General features: G+C 49.9%; 16 protein-coding genes. 9 read left to right on the top strand and 7 right to left on the bottom strand.

Going from position 1 to position 18050, the window contains the following annotated elements; genetic code table 11:
- Window positions 1-51 precede the first annotated feature (51 nt).
- Window positions 52-1041: a D-lactate dehydrogenase gene (gene ldhA, locus HEN33_RS02765; RefSeq protein ID WP_000762229.1), complete on the top strand. Its 990-nt coding sequence runs from the start codon at window positions 52-54 to the stop codon at window positions 1039-1041.
- Between the two features lie 110 nt (window positions 1042-1151).
- A complete protein-coding gene (gene hslJ, locus HEN33_RS02760; RefSeq protein WP_001309480.1) occupies window positions 1152-1574 on the top strand; it encodes a heat shock protein HslJ in 423 nt (140 codons plus the stop codon).
- On the opposite strand, the gene HEN33_RS02755 is transcribed toward hslJ, so the two are convergent.
- Window positions 1571-1837: a putative hemolysin gene (locus HEN33_RS02755; protein WP_001295715.1), complete on the bottom strand. Its 267-nt coding sequence runs from the start codon at window positions 1835-1837 to the stop codon at window positions 1571-1573. The two genes, hslJ and HEN33_RS02755, sit on opposite strands and share 4 nt — an antisense overlap.
- A 273-nt stretch (window positions 1838-2110) precedes the next feature.
- On the opposite strand from HEN33_RS02755, the gene nifJ reads away from it, so the two are divergent.
- The 4 genes from nifJ to ttcA all read left to right on the top strand — a co-directional run bounded on the left by nifJ (window position 2111) and on the right by ttcA (window position 8819).
- Window positions 2111-5635, top strand: coding sequence for a pyruvate:ferredoxin (flavodoxin) oxidoreductase (nifJ, locus tag HEN33_RS02750; RefSeq protein ID WP_176262621.1), 3525 nt, complete (start codon window positions 2111-2113; stop codon window positions 5633-5635).
- Window positions 5636-5999: 364 nt separating this feature from the next.
- A complete protein-coding gene (gene ompN, locus HEN33_RS02745; RefSeq protein WP_000837924.1) occupies window positions 6000-7133 on the top strand; it encodes a porin OmpN in 1134 nt (377 codons plus the stop codon).
- Between the two features lie 140 nt (window positions 7134-7273).
- A complete protein-coding gene (uspF, locus tag HEN33_RS02740) occupies window positions 7274-7708 on the top strand; it encodes a universal stress protein UspF (protein ID WP_001295593.1) in 435 nt (144 codons plus the stop codon).
- Between the two features lie 175 nt (window positions 7709-7883).
- Window positions 7884-8819, top strand: a complete 936-nt coding sequence (gene ttcA / locus HEN33_RS02735; RefSeq protein WP_032184117.1) for a tRNA 2-thiocytidine(32) synthetase TtcA — start codon at window positions 7884-7886, stop codon at window positions 8817-8819.
- Between the two features lie 128 nt (window positions 8820-8947).
- On the opposite strand, the gene dbpA is transcribed toward ttcA, so the two are convergent.
- From dbpA to ydaN, 4 genes are all read right to left on the bottom strand, one after another.
- A complete protein-coding gene (gene dbpA, locus HEN33_RS02730) occupies window positions 8948-10321 on the bottom strand; it encodes an ATP-dependent RNA helicase DbpA (protein WP_088542034.1) in 1374 nt (457 codons plus the stop codon).
- A 30-nt stretch (window positions 10322-10351) separates the two neighbouring features.
- Entirely contained in the window at window positions 10352-10525 is a 174-nt protein-coding gene (gene ynaL, locus HEN33_RS26785; RefSeq protein WP_001296046.1) for a proline-rich small protein YnaL, read from the bottom strand.
- A 274-nt stretch (window positions 10526-10799) separates the two neighbouring features.
- Complete coding sequence (zntB, locus tag HEN33_RS02725) at window positions 10800-11783, bottom strand: zinc transporter ZntB (protein WP_000387385.1); 984 nt, start codon at window positions 11781-11783, stop codon at window positions 10800-10802.
- Between the two features lie 13 nt (window positions 11784-11796).
- Window positions 11797-11844 (bottom strand): protein YnaN, encoded by a 48-nt coding sequence (gene ydaN / locus HEN33_RS26255; protein WP_211180494.1) that lies wholly within the window; start codon window positions 11842-11844, stop codon window positions 11797-11799.
- A 192-nt stretch (window positions 11845-12036) separates the two neighbouring features.
- Between ydaN and dgcM the strand changes: the two genes are divergently transcribed.
- Window positions 12037-13269: a diguanylate cyclase DgcM gene (gene dgcM, locus HEN33_RS02720; protein ID WP_001355263.1), complete on the top strand. Its 1233-nt coding sequence runs from the start codon at window positions 12037-12039 to the stop codon at window positions 13267-13269.
- Between the two features lie 20 nt (window positions 13270-13289).
- On the opposite strand, the gene smrA is transcribed toward dgcM, so the two are convergent.
- Entirely contained in the window at window positions 13290-13853 is a 564-nt protein-coding gene (smrA, locus tag HEN33_RS02715) for a DNA endonuclease SmrA (RefSeq protein ID WP_001046832.1), read from the bottom strand.
- 329 nt (window positions 13854-14182) lie between these two features.
- Window positions 14183-15091, bottom strand: coding sequence for a LysR family transcriptional regulator (locus tag HEN33_RS02710; RefSeq protein ID WP_000885454.1), 909 nt, complete (start codon window positions 15089-15091; stop codon window positions 14183-14185).
- A 175-nt stretch (window positions 15092-15266) separates the two neighbouring features.
- Here HEN33_RS02710 and abgA point away from each other — a divergent pair, with 175 nt between their 5' ends.
- Window positions 15267-16577 carry a p-aminobenzoyl-glutamate hydrolase subunit AbgA gene (gene abgA, locus HEN33_RS02705; RefSeq protein WP_176262622.1) on the top strand — a complete coding sequence of 437 codons (1311 nt, stop codon included), beginning with the start codon at window positions 15267-15269 and terminating at the stop codon, window positions 16575-16577.
- On the top strand, window positions 16577-18022 hold the full coding sequence (gene abgB / locus HEN33_RS02700) for a p-aminobenzoyl-glutamate hydrolase subunit AbgB (RefSeq protein ID WP_176262623.1): 1446 nt from the start codon (window positions 16577-16579) through the stop codon (window positions 18020-18022). The genes abgA and abgB overlap by 1 nt, the downstream gene beginning before the upstream one ends.
- The last annotated feature ends 28 nt before the right edge of the window (window positions 18023-18050 follow it).

The raw sequence follows: 18050 nt of genomic DNA, 5'->3' as shown, positions 1-18050 counted from the left end.
AAAATATTTTTAGTAGCTTAAATGTGATTCAACATCACTGGAGAAAGTCTTATGAAACTCGCCGTTTATAGCACAAAACAGTACGACAAGAAGTACCTGCAACAGGTGAACGAGTCCTTTGGCTTTGAGCTGGAATTTTTTGACTTTCTGCTGACGGAAAAAACCGCTAAAACGGCCAATGGCTGCGAAGCGGTATGTATTTTCGTAAACGATGACGGCAGCCGCCCGGTGCTGGAAGAACTGAAAAAGCACGGCGTTAAATATATCGCCCTGCGCTGTGCCGGTTTCAATAACGTCGACCTTGACGCAGCAAAAGAACTGGGGCTGAAAGTAGTCCGTGTTCCAGCCTATGATCCAGAAGCTGTTGCTGAACACGCCATCGGTATGATGATGACGCTGAACCGCCGTATCCATCGCGCATATCAGCGTACGCGTGACGCCAACTTCTCTCTGGAAGGTCTGACCGGCTTTACCATGTATGGCAAAACGGCAGGCGTTATCGGTACTGGTAAAATCGGTGTGGCGATGCTGCGCATTCTCAAAGGTTTTGGTATGCGTCTGCTGGCGTTCGATCCGTATCCAAGTGCGGCGGCGCTGGAACTCGGTGTGGAGTATGTCGATCTGCCAACCCTGTTCTCTGAATCAGACGTTATCTCTCTGCACTGCCCGCTGACACCGGAAAACTACCATCTGTTGAACGAAGCCGCCTTCGATCAGATGAAAAATGGCGTGATGATCGTCAATACCAGTCGCGGCGCATTGATTGATTCTCAGGCGGCAATTGAAGCGCTGAAAAATCAGAAAATTGGTTCGTTGGGTATGGACGTGTATGAAAACGAACGCGATCTGTTCTTTGAAGATAAATCCAACGACGTAATCCAGGATGACGTATTCCGTCGTCTGTCTGCCTGCCACAACGTGCTGTTTACCGGGCACCAGGCATTCCTGACAGCAGAAGCTCTGACCAGTATTTCCCAAACTACCCTGCAAAACTTAAGCAATCTGGAAAAAGGCGAAACCTGCCCGAACGAACTGGTTTAATCTTGCCGCTCCCCTGTACGCCAGGGGAGCTTATTCAGATAATCCCCAAAGATATTTCATCCTCTATTCTTAAAATATTCCTCAGTCAGAAACCGTAATTGAGAACCACAATGAAGAAAGTAGCCGCGCTTGTTGCGCTAAGCCTGCTGATGGCGGGATGTGTAAGTAATGACAAAATTGCTGTAACCCCAGAACAGCTACAGCATCATCGCTTTGTGCTGGAAAGCGTAAACGGTAAGCCCGTGACCAGCGATAAAAACCCGCCAGAAATCAGCTTTGGTGAAAAGATGATGATTTCCGGCAGCATGTGTAACCGCTTTAGCGGTGAAGGCAAACTGTCTAATGGTGAACTGACAGCCAAAGGGCTGGCAATGACCCGTATGATGTGCGCTAACCCGCAGCTTAATGAACTCGATAACACCATTAGCGAAATGCTGAAAGAAGGTGCACAAGTGGATCTGACCGCGAACCAGTTAACACTGGCGACCGCGAAACAGACATTAACTTATAAGCTGGCGGATTTAATGAATTAATAGCTGCCACAGCTCCCGGCGGCAAGTGACTGTTCGCTACAGCGTTTGCCGTTGGGTAATGCACACATCCCAATCGCCGTACCATCCAGTTGACGGGCAACAGAAAGCGAACCGCCGATCATTGCACAATTTGCTTCTCCACTACTGGACATCGACGCTTTTAAACCTGGCGCTACGTGCGCCGCAGTCGCCTGCTGAACAGGTTCACTACTACACGCCGACAATAATAAAGCGGCACACCCTACCCAAAACGCTGCTCGCATCTTTTCTTCCTCTGATCTTCAAGCCAAACGACACCGCCATAAATAATAGGCAGCACAGAGGGCGGCGTCGAGAGCTGTCCTGCGCGTTGCCCCGCATTTTTACTTTTTTATGGCTATTTTTTTGCCCTCTGTTTGATCAAAACATTCATTACGCTGATGTGGGGGACACAAAAGCGAAAATGCAGCAGAAAGCCATTTGCTAAAATTGAAAGATAACTACTGGGCGCGCAGCAATTTCGTGCGCCCCTCATTTGCGCAATGTAAGGGTGTCATATGATTACTATTGACGGTAATGGCGCGGTTGCTTCGGTGGCGTTTCGCACCAGTGAAGTTATCGCCATCTACCCTATTACCCCCAGTTCCACGATGGCAGAACAGGCTGATGCATGGGCCGGAAACGGCTTGAAAAACGTTTGGGGAGACACACCACGCGTGGTTGAAATGCAGTCGGAAGCGGGTGCTATCGCTACCGTGCATGGCGCTTTGCAGACGGGTGCCCTTTCAACATCGTTTACGTCATCGCAGGGTTTGCTGCTGATGATCCCGACGCTGTACAAACTGGCAGGCCAACTGACGCCATTTGTCCTGCATGTAGCGGCTCGTACCGTTGCCACACATGCACTCTCTATTTTTGGCGATCATTCCGACGTCATGGCAGTGCGCCAGACGGGTTGCGCGATGTTGTGTGCAGCAAACGTCCAGGAGGCGCAAGACTTTGCTCTCATTTCGCACATTGCGACGCTGAAAAGTCGCGTGCCATTTATTCATTTCTTTGATGGTTTCCGCACCTCCCACGAGATCAATAAAATTGTCCCGCTGGCCGATGACACTATTCTTGAACTGATGCCGCAGGCAGAAATTGATGCTCATCGCGCCCGTGCACTCAACCCGGAACATCCGGTGATCCGCGGTACGTCCGCCAATCCTGACACTTATTTCCAGTCTCGCGAAGCCACCAACCCATGGTACAACGCAGTCTATGACCATGTTGAACAGGCGATGAATGATTTCGCTGCCGCGACAGGTCGCCAGTATCAGCCGTTTGAGTATTACGGGCATCCACAAGCGGAACGGGTGATTATCCTGATGGGCTCTGCCATTGGCACCTGTGAAGAAGTGGTTGATGAATTGCTAACCCGTGGCGAAAAAGTCGGCGTGCTGAAAGTTCGCCTGTACCGTCCCTTCTCCGCCAAACACTTACTGCAAGCGTTGCCGGACTCTGTTCGGACAGTGGCGGTGCTGGATCGCACCAAAGAGCCAGGTGCGCAAGCGGAACCCCTGTACCTGGATGTGATGACCGCACTGGCAGAAGCCTTTAATAATGGCGAGCGTGAAACCCTGCCCCGTGTCATTGGTGGGCGCTATGGTCTTTCATCCAAAGAATTTGGCCCGGACTGTGTACTGGCGGTATTTGCCGAGCTCAACGCGGCTAAACCGAAAGCGCGCTTTACGGTTGGTATTTACGATGATGTGACCAATCTGTCACTGCCGTTGCCGGAAAACACCCTGCCAAACTCGGCGAAACTGGAAGCCTTGTTTTATGGTCTTGGTAGTGATGGCAGCGTTTCCGCGACCAAAAACAATATCAAGATTATCGGTAATTCCACGCCGTGGTACGCACAGGGCTATTTTGTTTACGACTCCAAAAAGGCGGGCGGCCTGACGGTTTCTCACCTCCGCGTGAGCGAGCAGCCGATTCGTTCCGCTTATCTCATTTCCCAGGCTGATTTTGTTGGCTGCCACCAGTTGCAGTTTATCGATAAATATCAGATGGCTGAACGTTTGAAACCTGGCGGCATTTTCCTGCTCAACACGCCGTACAGCGCAGATGAAGTATGGTCGCGCTTGCCGCAGGAAGTTCAGGCCGTGTTAAACCAGAAAAAAGCGCACTTCTATGTGATTAACGCGGCGAAAATCGCCCGTGAATGTGGCCTGGCGGCCCGTATTAATACCGTCATGCAGATGGCATTTTTCCATCTGACGCAAATTCTGCCTGGCGACAGCGCCCTGGCCGAATTGCAGGGTGCGATTGCCAAAAGCTACAGCAGCAAAGGCCAGGATCTGGTGGAACGCAACTGGCAGGCTCTGGCACTGGCGCGTGAATCTGTAGAAGAAGTTCCGCTGCAGCCGGTTAATCCGCACAGCGCCAATCGACCGCCTGTGGTTTCCGATGCTGCTCCTGATTTCGTGAAAACCGTTACCGCTGCAATGCTCGCTGGGCTTGGCGATGCTCTCCCCGTTTCGGCGCTGCCGCCAGACGGCACCTGGCCGATGGGCACCACGCGCTGGGAAAAACGCAATATTGCCGAAGAGATCCCCATCTGGAAAGAGGAACTCTGTACCCAATGTAACCACTGCGTTGCCGCTTGCCCACACTCAGCTATTCGCGCCAAAGTGGTGCCGCCTGAAGCAATGGAAAATGCCCCTGCCAGCCTGCATTCGCTGGATGTAAAATCGCGTGATATGCGCGGGCAGAAATATGTCTTGCAGGTAGCTCCGGAAGATTGCACCGGCTGTAACCTGTGCGTCGAAGTTTGCCCGGCGAAAGACCGTCAGGATCCAGAGATTAAAGCCATCAATATGATGTCGCGCCTGGAACATGTCGAGGAAGAGAAAATCAATTACGACTTCTTCCTGAATTTACCAGAAATCGATCGCAGCAAACTGGAACGTATTGATATTCGTACATCGCAACTGATTACACCGCTGTTTGAATATTCAGGTGCTTGCTCTGGTTGTGGCGAGACGCCGTATATTAAATTGCTGACTCAGCTCTATGGCGATCGGATGTTGATCGCTAACGCTACGGGTTGTTCTTCAATTTATGGTGGTAACCTGCCCTCCACACCATATACCACTGATGCCAACGGTCGTGGACCGGCATGGGCGAACTCGCTGTTTGAAGATAACGCCGAATTTGGCCTTGGTTTCCGCCTGACGGTCGATCAACACCGTGTCCGCGTGCTGCGTCTGCTGGATCAATTTGCCGATAAAATCCCGGCGGAATTACTGACTGCGTTGAAATCAGACGCCACGCCAGAGGTTCGTCGTGAACAGGTTGCAGCTTTACGTCAGCAACTCAACGATGTTGCCGAAGCACATGAACTGCTACGTGATGCAGATGCACTGGTGGAAAAATCGATCTGGCTGATTGGTGGCGATGGCTGGGCTTACGATATCGGCTTTGGCGGTTTGGATCATGTATTGAGTTTGACGGAAAACGTCAACATTCTGGTGCTGGATACGCAATGCTATTCCAATACCGGTGGTCAGGCGTCGAAAGCGACACCGCTGGGTGCAGTAACTAAGTTTGGCGAGCACGGCAAACGTAAAGCGCGTAAAGATCTTGGCGTCAGTATGATGATGTACGGTCATGTTTATGTGGCGCAAATTTCTCTCGGCGCGCAGCTCAACCAGACAGTGAAAGCGATTCAGGAAGCAGAAGCGTATCCGGGACCATCGCTGATCATCGCTTATAGCCCGTGTGAAGAGCATGGTTACGATCTGGCACTCAGTCACGACCAGATGCGCCAACTCACTGCCACCGGCTTCTGGCCGCTATATCGCTTCGATCCACGTCGAGCCGATGAAGGCAAACTGCCGCTGGCGCTGGATTCACGCCCGCCGTCAGAAGCACTGGAAGAAACGTTACTTCACGAGCAGCGTTTCCGTCGTCTGAATTCGCAGCAGCCAGAAGTGGCAGAACAGTTATGGAAAGATGCCGCAGCTGATTTGCAAAAACGCTATGACTTCCTGGCACAAATGGCCGGAAAAGCGGAAAAAAGCAACACCGATTAAATGCTCTGGATAAGGATTATCCAATTCTAAAAAAAGCCCGAACGACTGTTCGGGCTTGTCTTCTTATATGTTGGAAAATCAGTGGCAATGCAATGGCCCAACAGAAAATAAAATCTGTGACAATAAAGGCATATAACCCGCGCAGAATAACGTATAGCAAATTAAAAGTATAATTTTTATTTTGTATGTATTATCTTCGATACATTCACCAGACTTATTATCATTTCAGAGGAATTATTTGATTAAGGTTTTACTTAAGGCGTAACAAATGATATTTATCGGCTAACTGAACTTCTCCTTTAGGATGTTTTCATTCCCCGAAATGGGGATAAAAGGCAAATAAAATAACTAAAGGATTTATTCAATGAAAAGCAAAGTACTGGCACTTTTAATTCCTGCCCTGCTCGCCGCAGGTGCTGCACATGCAGCCGAAGTTTATAATAAAGACGGCAACAAATTAGATCTGTATGGCAAAGTTGATGGCCTGCATTATTTTTCTGATAATTCAGCGAAAGATGGCGACCAGAGCTATGCGCGTCTGGGTTTTAAAGGCGAAACCCAAATTAACGATCAACTTACTGGCTACGGTCAATGGGAATACAATATTCAGGCAAACAACACTGAATCTTCAAAAAACCAGTCATGGACCCGTCTGGCATTTGCCGGACTGAAATTTGCAGATTACGGTTCTTTCGATTACGGACGTAATTATGGCGTAATGTACGACATCGAAGGCTGGACCGATATGCTGCCTGAATTTGGCGGTGACTCTTATACCAATGCAGACAACTTTATGACTGGTCGTGCCAATGGCGTCGCGACTTATCGTAACACTGATTTCTTCGGTCTGGTAAATGGTCTGAACTTCGCGGTGCAGTATCAAGGTAACAACGAAGGAGCCAGTAATGGTCAGGAAGGCACCAACAACGGACGTGATGTTCGCCATGAAAACGGTGACGGCTGGGGTCTTTCCACAACATATGATTTAGGCATGGGCTTTAGCGCTGGTGCGGCATACACCTCTTCTGACCGCACCAATGACCAGGTTAACCATACTGCGGCTGGTGGTGATAAAGCAGACGCGTGGACTGCTGGGCTAAAATACGATGCTAACAATATTTACCTGGCAACCATGTATTCAGAAACGCGTAATATGACCCCGTTTGGCGACAGCGATTATGCTGTTGCAAACAAAACACAGAACTTTGAAGTCACTGCACAGTACCAGTTTGATTTTGGTCTGCGTCCGGCAGTCTCTTTCCTGATGTCTAAAGGCCGTGACCTGCACGCTGCCGGTGGTGCAGACAACCCGGCAGGTGTTGATGATAAAGATCTGGTTAAATACGCCGATGTTGGCGCGACTTACTATTTCAACAAAAATATGTCCACCTACGTTGACTATAAAATCAACCTGTTGGATGAAGATGACAGCTTCTACGCTGCCAACGGCATCTCTACCGATGATATTGTCGCTTTAGGTCTGGTTTATCAGTTCTAAATCCTCCTGCCCGCTGTTATGGCGGGCTTTTTCTGCTTATTCTTCCTCCTTTGATCTAAATTAAAAATGTGAACTCCGTCATTACACAAAAAGTGTCATCTGGCGTTACACTTTATGCGGATACTAAAACAGGAGGTTTTATGAACAGAACGATTCTTGTCCCTATCGATATTTCCGATTCAGAATTAACTCAACGCGTGATTAGCCACGTTGAGGCAGAGGCAAAGATTGATGATGCAGAGGTTCATTTCCTGACGGTAATACCTTCACTGCCCTACTATGCCTCTCTGGGTTTAGCATATTCCGCAGAATTACCGGCAATGGATGACCTGAAAGCGGAAGCCAAATCGCAACTGGAAGAGATCATTAAAAAATTTAAACTGCCAACCGACAGAGTGCATGTCCATGTTGAGGAAGGCTCGCCCAAAGACCGCATTCTGGAATTGGCGAAGAAGATCCCCGCTCATATGATCATCATTGCTTCCCATCGACCGGATATCACCACTTATCTGCTCGGTTCTAACGCCGCAGCTGTAGTGCGTCACGCAGAGTGCTCCGTGCTGGTTGTGCGCTGACACTAACGCCCGCACATTGCTGCGGGCTTTTTGATTCATTTCGCAAATGTGCTGACATTTTCCCCTCTAATCCGTACCATACACGCCACAGTTTTTATATCAGATTTCTTATGCTGGGCGTTCCGGCATGACGCATACTCTTCTGATGCCATATAACGAATTGAGTCGCTTTTAAATGTCGCAAAATCAAGAAATTAGTAAGAAAGAACAATACAACCTGAACAAATTACAAAAACGTCTGCGTCGTAACGTGGGCGAAGCCATTGCTGACTTCAATATGATTGAAGAAGGCGATCGCATCATGGTTTGCCTCTCCGGGGGTAAAGACAGCTATACCATGCTGGAGATTCTGCGCAATTTGCAGCAAAGCGCGCCAATCAACTTTTCGCTGGTGGCTGTTAACCTCGATCAAAAGCAACCGGGCTTCCCGGAACACATTCTGCCCGAGTATCTTGAAAAGCTGGGCATTGAATACAAGATTGTGGAAGAGAACACTTACGGTATCGTGAAAGAGAAGATTCCGGAGGGCAAAACCACTTGCTCACTGTGTTCTCGTCTTCGTCGCGGAATTCTTTACCGTACCGCAACGGAACTGGGAGCGACGAAGATCGCGCTGGGTCACCATCGTGACGATATCCTGCAAACGTTGTTCTTAAATATGTTCTACGGCGGCAAGATGAAAGGTATGCCTCCGAAACTGATGAGCGATGATGGCAAACATATCGTGATTCGTCCGCTGGCCTACTGCCGCGAGAAAGATATTCAGCGCTTTGCCGACGCAAAAGCGTTCCCGATTATTCCGTGCAACCTGTGCGGTTCACAGCCTAACCTGCAACGTCAGGTGATTGCTGACATGTTGCGTGACTGGGATAAACGTTATCCGGGGCGTATCGAGACGATGTTCAGCGCGATGCAGAATGTGGTGCCGTCGCATCTGTGCGATACCAACCTGTTCGATTTCAAAGGCATTACCCACGGTTCTGAAGTGGTTAACGGGGGTGATCTGGCGTTTGATCGCGAAGAGATCCCTCTACAACCGGCGGGTTGGCAGCCTGAAGAAGATGAAAATCAGTTGGATGAGTTACGACTGAATGTGGTTGAAGTGAAATAACCCGGATAGCGCCCGATGCGCAAGCTTATCGGGCTACTCTTATGGAGGCCGGATAAGACGCGGCCAGCGTCGCATCCGGCAATCCCGAAGAAGATGTTTACTCTTGCACCCTGCGATTCAACATTTCATTATTTTAATAACCGCACCCGGCACGTTTTTCCTTTAATCTTCCCGCCCTGTAACTGTTTCCATGCTTTATGAGCAACAGCCTGACGCACCGCGACATAGACATGCGCCGGATGCACGGCGATTTTGCCAATATCTGCGCCATCAAGCCCGATATCTCCTGTCAGCGCACCTAATACATCACCCGGGCGCATTTTGGCTTTTTTCCCGCCATCGATACATAACGTTGCCATTTCTGCTTCCAGCGGCACAATGGAACTATTAACTGGCGGCGTTTGCCAGTTAAGTTTTATCTGCAACATGTCAGAAATGATATTGGCCCGCTGTGCTTCTTCCGGGGCACAGAAACTGATCGCCAGACCGCTATTTCCTGCACGCGCTGTACGACCGATGCGATGTACATGAACTTCAGGGTCCCACGCCAGTTCAAAGTTCACTACCAGCTCAAGCGATTTAATATCAAGACCACGCGCAGCAACATCCGTCGCGACCAGCACACGAGCGCTACCGTTAGCAAAACGTACCAGGGTCTGATCGCGGTCACGTTGCTCCAGATCGCCATGTAACGACAATGCACTTTGCCCTATGTCATTCAGCGCGTCGCAGACAGCCTGACAATCTTTTTTGGTATTGCAAAACACCACGCAAGAGGATGGCTGATGCAAACTTAATAACCGTTGCAACAGCGGAATTTTGCCTTTGCTGGATGTCTCATAAAATTGTTGTTCAATGGGAGGCAGAGCATCTGTTGAGTCAATTTCAATCGCCAATGGCTCGCGTTGAACTCGTCCGCTGATTGCGGTGATGGCTTCCGGCCAGGTTGCCGAAAACAGAAGCGTCTGTCGAGATGCTGGCGCAAAACGGATAACATCATCAATGGCATCGCTAAATCCCATATCCAGCATGCGATCGGCTTCATCCATCACCAGCATATTCAACGCATCCAGTGATACCGTGCCTTTTTGCAGATGGTCCAGCAAACGCCCCGGGGTTGCCACGATAATATGCGGCGCATGTTGCAACGAATCACGCTGCATACCGAACGGTTGACCACCGCACAAAGTCAAAATTTTGGTATTTGGCAGAAAACGCGCCAGCCGACGCAATTCACCTGCCACCTGATCCGCCAGTTCACGCGTAGGGCACAGCACTAAAGCCTGGGTCTGAAATAGCGACGCATCAATTTTCTGTAGCAGCCCGAGGCCAAAAGCCGCCGTTTTGCCGCTGCCGGTTTTCGCCTGCACGCGAACATCTTTTCCGGCAAGGATCGCCGGAAGCGCGGCAGCCTGCACCGGCGTCATAGTTAAATAACCCAACTCATTAAGGTTCGTGAGTTGGGCGGGAGGCAAAACATTCAGGGTAGAAAAAGCGGTCACAATCTGTTCTCGTGGTCATCGACGCAAAAATTAGCAAGCGCGTATCCTCGCAGATCTACGCTCACGATGCGACAATTTAATCGGTTCTTCATCGGGTGGTGGGTCAGGCATGGGTTGCGGGCGAGGGATTGGATCGGGCACTGGAACAGGATCGCCAGGAATCGGTTCAGGGACAGGAATTTGCAAATAAATGAGTGTCGTCATATTTCCCTCCGGTCATTGGGTGGACTCTTAAAGGGTAGACGCTGATATATAACAGGCAAAAAAAAGCCGACTCATCAAAGTCGGCGTCGTACGAATCAATTGTGCTATGCAGTAATTCAAAAAAGGAAGTAAGACAATATGGAGCGCAACGCCCATCGCTTGACGTTGCATTCACCTGCAAGAGAGATATTGCCCTGAATGGGTAGAGAGTTTATTGACTTCGCTCAAACTTTGCGGCGTTTTTGTATACAGACGGCCGGAAAAATTGCTTTTGTTACAACCATTTACTACGATGCAACCATAAAGCAACACCACCAATAAGAACAACTAACAGAATACAAAAAATTGAAAATCCGAATTGCCACCCGCCGCCTGGGATCCCACCAAGGTTGACGCCAAATAACCCTGTCAGAAACGTACTGGGTAAAAAGACCATTGCCATCAACGACATTGTATAGGTACGACGCGCTAAATTTTCCTGCATCACCTGAGCGATTTCATCAGCCATCACGCCAGTCCGTGCTATACAGGCGTCGATTTCGTCAAGCCCGCGCCCAAGGCGATCGGCAATATCCTGCATTCGGCGGCGTTGATCATCATTCATCCACGGCAGACGCTCACTGGCAAGACGAGCATAAACATCACGTTGCGGTGCCATATAGCGACGCATAACAATTAATTGTTTGCGCAACAGCGCCAGAAATCCACGCGGTGGAATTTGTTGATCGAGGAGATTATCTTCAAGGTCGATAATTTTATCGTGCAGCTGCTCGATAAATTCGCTGGAATGATCGGTCAACGCATCGCAAACATCCACCAGCCATCCCCCGCAATCGGTCGGACCAGTGCCTTCTTCCAGATCGCTTACCACATCGTCCAGCGCCAGCACTTTGCGTTGTCGGGTCGAAACAATTAACCGCCCGTCCATATATACACGCATGGCGACCAGTTGGTCGGGGCGTTCATCGGTGCTGCCGTTTATACAGCGCAATGTAATCAGCGTGCCTTCGCCGAGACGGCTGACTCGGGGACGCGTGCTCTCGCCCGCCAGCGCATCACGTACGTTATTAGGGAGAAGCGGTGTTGTCGCCAGCCATTGGGCGCTATCATGGTGTACATAATTAAGGTGGAGCCAGCAGGGATGCGCTTCATCAATCACATCTGTATTTTCCAGCGGTTTAACGCCGCCTCTACCATCCAGCATCCAGGCAAATACTGCATCCGGGACATTAACGTCCGATCCCTTAATCGCTTCCACAGTGCCTCCATCATCAACGCATTATTTTGTAGTCTAGCCTTCTGGCCCTGTTACGCAACATCTCATCACCCCATTACCCTGAAATGATTAATAAAATTCTGTCTAAATTGAATACAAAAAGCAAAATGCTTTTCCATATACAAACCGTGTGAAGTGTTAAATAGCGTCTATCATTATCAGAATTATCTGATCATATGACGTGGCTTTTTGCGATCGGATAGCAACAAAAATTGATAAAAATAACGGGATCTCAATGATTACGCACAACTTCAATACCCTGGACTTACTCACCAGTCCTGTCTGGATCGTTTCGCCCTTTGAGGAACAGTTAATTTATGCCAACAGCGCGGCACGACTGTTGATGCAAGACCTCACGTTTAGTCAGCTACGAACCGGTCCCTATTCCGTCTCCTCACAAAAAGAACTACCGAAATACCTCTCCGATCTGCAAAACCAACACGATATTATCGAAATCCTCACCGTTCAACGTAAAGAAGAGGAAACAGCATTAAGCTGTCGGCTTGTTTTGCGAGAGCTGACAGAAGCAGAACCGGTGATTATTTTCGAAGGTATCGAAGCGCCGGCAACGCTGGGTTTAAAAGCCAGTCGCTCGGCAAATTATCAGCGCAAAAAACAAGGTTTTTATGCGCGCTTTTTTCTGACTAACTCTGCACCAATGTTGTTGATTGACCCCTCACGAGATGGCCAAATCGTCGATGCTAACCTCGCCGCGCTCAATTTCTATGGTTATAACCATGAAACGATGTGCCAGAAACATACCTGGGAAATTAATATGCTCGGGCGTCGCGTCATGCCTATCATGCATGAAATCTCGCATTTACCCGGTGGTCATAAGCCTTTGAATTTTGTTCATAAACTGGCGGATGGTTCGACTCGTCATGTGCAGACCTATGCTGGGCCGATTGAAATTTATGGCGACAAGCTCATGTTATGTATTGTGCATGATATTACGGAGCAAAAACGGCTGGAGGAGCAGCTGGAACATGCTGCCCACCATGACGCGATGACCGGATTACTGAATCGGCGACAGTTTTATCACATTACCGAGCCAGGCCAAATGCAGCACCTCGCCATCGCTCAGGATTACAGCTTATTGCTCATCGACACCGATCGTTTTAAACACATTAACGATCTCTATGGGCATTCTAAAGGTGATGAGGTGTTATGCGCCCTCGCCCGCACTCTCGAAAGTTGCGCTCGCAAAGGCGATTTGGTGTTTCGTTGGGGAGGCGAAGAGTTTGTCTTATTGCTACCAAGAACCCCACTGGATACCGCGCTTTCGCTGGCTGAAACTATCCGCGTAAGCGTGACAAAAGTGAGTATTTCGGGCTTACCACGCTTTACCGTCAGCATTGGTGTGGCGCATCACGAAGGAAATGAAAGCATCGATGAACTCTTTAAACGCGTTGATGATGCTTTGTATCGGGCGAAAAATGATGGACGCAACCGCGTGCTGGCGGCATAAGCCGCGGATGCGTCTCGAGATCAACGACTGCGCTTAGCGTGGCGCTCCCAGTTTTCTTGCTTTGCCTGCGCCGTTTTACGTAGTGCGACGTAACACGCCCCGCTGCCGCCATGATGCGGTAGCGCGGTACAATATGCCTGGACATCATCAAATTCGGTCAACCAGCGCGCCACATAGCTGCGGACAATATTGGCATGCGATTTATCTTCCCGCCCTTTACCATGAATAATCAGCACATTACGCAAACCATCCGCCAGGGCTTGTTGAATGAAACTGAACACCATTTTGCGGCACTCTTCCACCGGCTGGCGCAAAAGATTCAGGCTCGCCTGTTGCGGATATTTACCACTGCGCAGCTTATCCAGCACCCCATGTTGCAACCCTTCCCGCCGAAACTCCAGCGGCTGGCTTAGCGGGATGATGTCGAGAAATCCGGTGGTGAGGAAATTATCAAGTTGCAGCGTGTCGATACGCTGCGGCGCACGTTGGTTACGCGTTGGATGCCAGTGGACATCTGTAGCACGTTTCAGCGGCTGGACATCTTCCATGGCGTCAAGAAACAGCGATTTGTCGTCAAGGTTCATGTTACATCCTCCCGCAATTAAGAGCGCGATATGATAACCAGACCGGGTCGGTCCAACAACGTATTACCCAAAATTCCAGTAATAAGTTCCAAATATTGCCGATATTTTAAGCAAAATGCTTATGCATGATTATTCATTCACGATATTAATAATGTAACTTATATTTTCGTGAAATCTGTCACTGAAGAAAATTGGCAACTAAAGGTTAAAACCGTTATAACACAGTCACCGGCGCAGAGGAGACCATGCCGGATTTAAGACGCGGATGCACTGCTGTGTGTACTGTAGAGTCTGGCGGATGTCGACAGACTCTATTTTTTTATGCAGTTTTAACTTTGCAGATAGCCGCATTCTCGCCGGAATTGCGTGATTAATGACGCGGTCAGCGGTGTCTGGCGACTATCACGCCGCTGAATCAAATAATAGGCCGCTTTCGGTAAAATTTCGCTAACCGGCAACATCACCAGCCCCTGTCCGTGCAAGGGATCGCAGCCCATTTCTTCAGGTAGTATGCTGAGAAAATCGCTTTTTGCCACCAGACTGATACAGGCTGAAAACGTCTCGCAGACTACGCCGACCTGTGGCGTTTGCGCCTGATCGTCAAGCAATTCACTCAACTGTTTGTAGTAGCTGCCGTGTGGCGTCGGCATTGTCCAGCTGTAGTCCAGTAACTGTTTGATCGAACGGGCACCAATGGCGGGATGTCCCGGGCGGCAAAAGATCGCGAATTGCTTTTCCAGTAATTTCTCAAAAGTAAATTCGTGGTCGTAGGGTCCCTGATAATAGGTATTGATGGTGAAATCCAGTTCTCCCTGGCGCAATTCATTAATCATCGACACCAGTTGCCCTTCCATAATGCGTACTTTTACCTGCGGATGCTGCTGATGAAAACGAGATATGACAGCTGGCATCAGACTGCGGGAAATACTGGCCCCCATGCCGATATTAATTTGCCCTGCCAGTTGCCCTTGTCGTTGGCGAATATCCTCTTGCGCTGCGCGCAGCTCTTCAAGAATAAGACTGGCGTGCTGATAAAAACTTTCGCCGGCATCAGTTAACGTCACGCCTTTACTACGGCGAAAAAAGAGTTGTGCCGCTAACCCTTCTTCCAGCTCCTGAATAGATTTACTCAGTGCCGGTTGCGACATATTCAACATTCGGCTCGCTCCGCGAATGCTGCCCTGACGAGCCACTTCAACAAAAGCCCGAATTTGATGAATTTTTACCTGAAAAGCCATGACGCCACCGATAACCGTTATTTATCAGACCAAAGAAACTGGCATCTACTTTAATGCAGATGATTGTGTCAGGGTAATTTATGAACGGTTAAAACTGTGAAAAATCAGTTAGTGATAAGTAAAAACTATCACTACGTGAACCGGGTCACATTTTTTACTGATGACGGGAAAGGTTATGGAGTCTTTGAATCAATTTGTTAATTCGCTTGCCCCAAGATTATCGCACTGGCGACGTGATTTTCATCGCTATGCAGAGTCTGGCTGGGTGGAATTCCGCACAGCCACCCTTGTTGCAGAAGAATTGCACCAGCTCGGCTATTCACTGGCGCTGGGCCGCGAAGTCGTTAATGAAAGTAGTCGGATGGGACTACCTGATGAACTCACTCTACAGCGCGAATTCGAGCGCGCTCTTCAACAAGGTGCGTTAGCACAATGGATTGCGGCTTTTGAAGGTGGTTTCACTGGCATCGTCGCCACCCTGGATACCGGTCGCCCCGGTCCGGTGATGGCTTTCCGTGTCGATATGGACGCGCTGGATCTCAGTGAAGAACGGGATGTCAGCCATCGCCCCTACCGCGACGGTTTTGCGTCATGTAACGCCGGAATGATGCATGCCTGTGGTCATGATGGACATACCGCTATTGGGCTTGGGCTGGCGCACACCCTTAAACAGTTCGAGTCCGGACTTCACGGCGTCATCAAACTGATTTTTCAGCCTGCAGAGGAAGGTACGCGTGGCGCGCGGGCGATGGTCGATGCAGGTGTAGTGGATGATGTTGATTATTTTACTGCCGTGCACATTGGCACTGGCGTACCTGCGGGCACCGTGGTGTGCGGCAGTGATAATTTTATGGCAACAACCAAATTTGACGCGCACTTCACTGGTACCGCCGCTCACGCAGGCGCAAAACCACAAGACGGTCACAATGCCTTACTGGCGGCAGCACAAGCAACTCTTGCGCTGCATGGAATCGCCCCGCACAGCGAAGGGGCTTCCAGAGTAAACGTGGGCGTTATGCAGGCAGGAAGCGGTCGTAATGTGGTTCCTGCCTCGGCGTTGCTGAAAGTTGAAACTCGAGGGGGCAGCGACGTCATCAATCAATATGTTTTTGACCGTGCACAACAAGCGATTCAGGGCGCAGCAGCCATGTATGGTGTCGGCGTTGAAACTCGGCTGATGGGTGCAGCTACCGCCAGTTCTCCTTCGCCGCAATGGGTCGCATGGTTACAAAGCCAGGCGGCTCAGGTCGCGGGGGTCAATCAGGCCATTGAACGTGTTGAAGCGCCTGCGGGTTCCGAAGATGCCACATTAATGATGGCCCGCGTGCAGCAACATCAAGGGCAAGCCTCCTATATGGTGTTTGGCACACAGCTGGCGGCAGGTCATCACAACGAAAAATTCGATTTTGACGAGCAGGTTCTCGCTATTGCCGTCGAAACGCTGGCGCGCACCGCGCTCAATTTTCCCTGGACGCGAGGTATCTGATGCAGGAAATCTATCGTTTTATCGACGATGCGATTGAAGCCGATCGCCAACGTTATACCGATATTGCTGATCAAATCTGGGATCATCCAGAAACACGTTTTGAAGAGTTCTGGTCAGCGGAACATCTGGCTTCGGCGCTGGAATCTGCAGGCTTTACCGTGACTCGCAACGTAGGCAATATCCCAAATGCCTTTATTGCTTCGTTTGGTCAAGACAAACCGGTTATCGCCTTGCTGGGGGAATATGACGCCCTGGCAGGTGTAAGTCAGCAAGCAGGTTGCGCGCAGCCTACATCCACGACGCCCGGTGAAAATGGTCACGGTTGCGGACACAATTTGCTGGGAACCGCCGCTTTTGCCGCAGCAATAGCCGTCAAGAAATGGCTGGAACAATATGGGCAAGGCGGCACGGTGCGCTTTTATGGTTGTCCTGGCGAAGAAGGCGGCTCGGGAAAAACGTTCATGGTCCGCGAGGGGTTATTTGATGATGTGGATGCGGCACTCACCTGGCACCCGGAAGCCTTTGCCGGTATGTTCAATACCCGCACGCTGGCAAATATTCAGGCATCATGGCGCTTTAAAGGGATCGCAGCACATGCCGCGAACTCCCCTCATTTGGGACGCAGCGCCCTTGATGCCGTAACGTTGATGACCACTGGTACCAACTTCCTCAACGAACATATTATTGAAAAAGCGCGCGTACACTATGCCATCACAGATAGCGGCGGGATCTCGCCCAACGTGGTCCAGGCGCAGGCAGAAGTGCTTTATCTTATCCGCGCCCCCGAAATGACCGATGTGCAGCATATTTATGATCGGGTCGCCAAAATCGCCGAAGGTGCGGCATTGATGACCGAAACCACGGTTGAATGCCGCTTTGACAAAGCCTGTTCCAGTTATCTCCCGAATCGCACCTTAGAAAATGCCATGTACCAGGCCCTATCCCATTTTGGTACTCCGGAATGGAAATCCGAAGAACTGGCTTTTGCGAAACAAATTCAGGCTACGCTCACCCCCAACGATCGGCAAAACAGTCTGAATAATATCGCCGCAACCGGTGGAGAAAACGGAAAGGCTTTTGCAATACGTCATCGTGAAACGGTACTGGCGAATGAAGTCGCTCCATATGCCGCCACCGATAACGTGCTTGCGGCATCGACTGATGTCGGCGACGTCAGTTGGAAACTGCCTGTTGCCCAGTGTTTCAGCCCCTGTTTCGCCGTCGGTACACCGCTACATACGTGGCAACTGGTTAGCCAGGGGCGAACGTCTATTGCTCATAAAGGAATGCTGCTGGCGGCGAAAACTATAGCAGCAACCACACTTAATCTCTTCATTGATTCAGGGCTATTGCAAGAATGCCAACAAGAGCATCAGCAAGTTACGGACACGCAACCGTATCACTGCCCTATTCCGAAAAACGTGACACCGTCACCTTTAAAATAACAACAACAACGCAAACACAACAATCGAG

This window comes from Escherichia sp. 94.0001, assembly GCF_013369155.2.
Classification (GTDB): domain Bacteria; phylum Pseudomonadota; class Gammaproteobacteria; order Enterobacterales; family Enterobacteriaceae; genus Escherichia; species Escherichia coli_F.
Note: the sequence above shows the minus strand (reverse complement) of the source record. Positions and strands in the feature narration are given on the sequence as shown.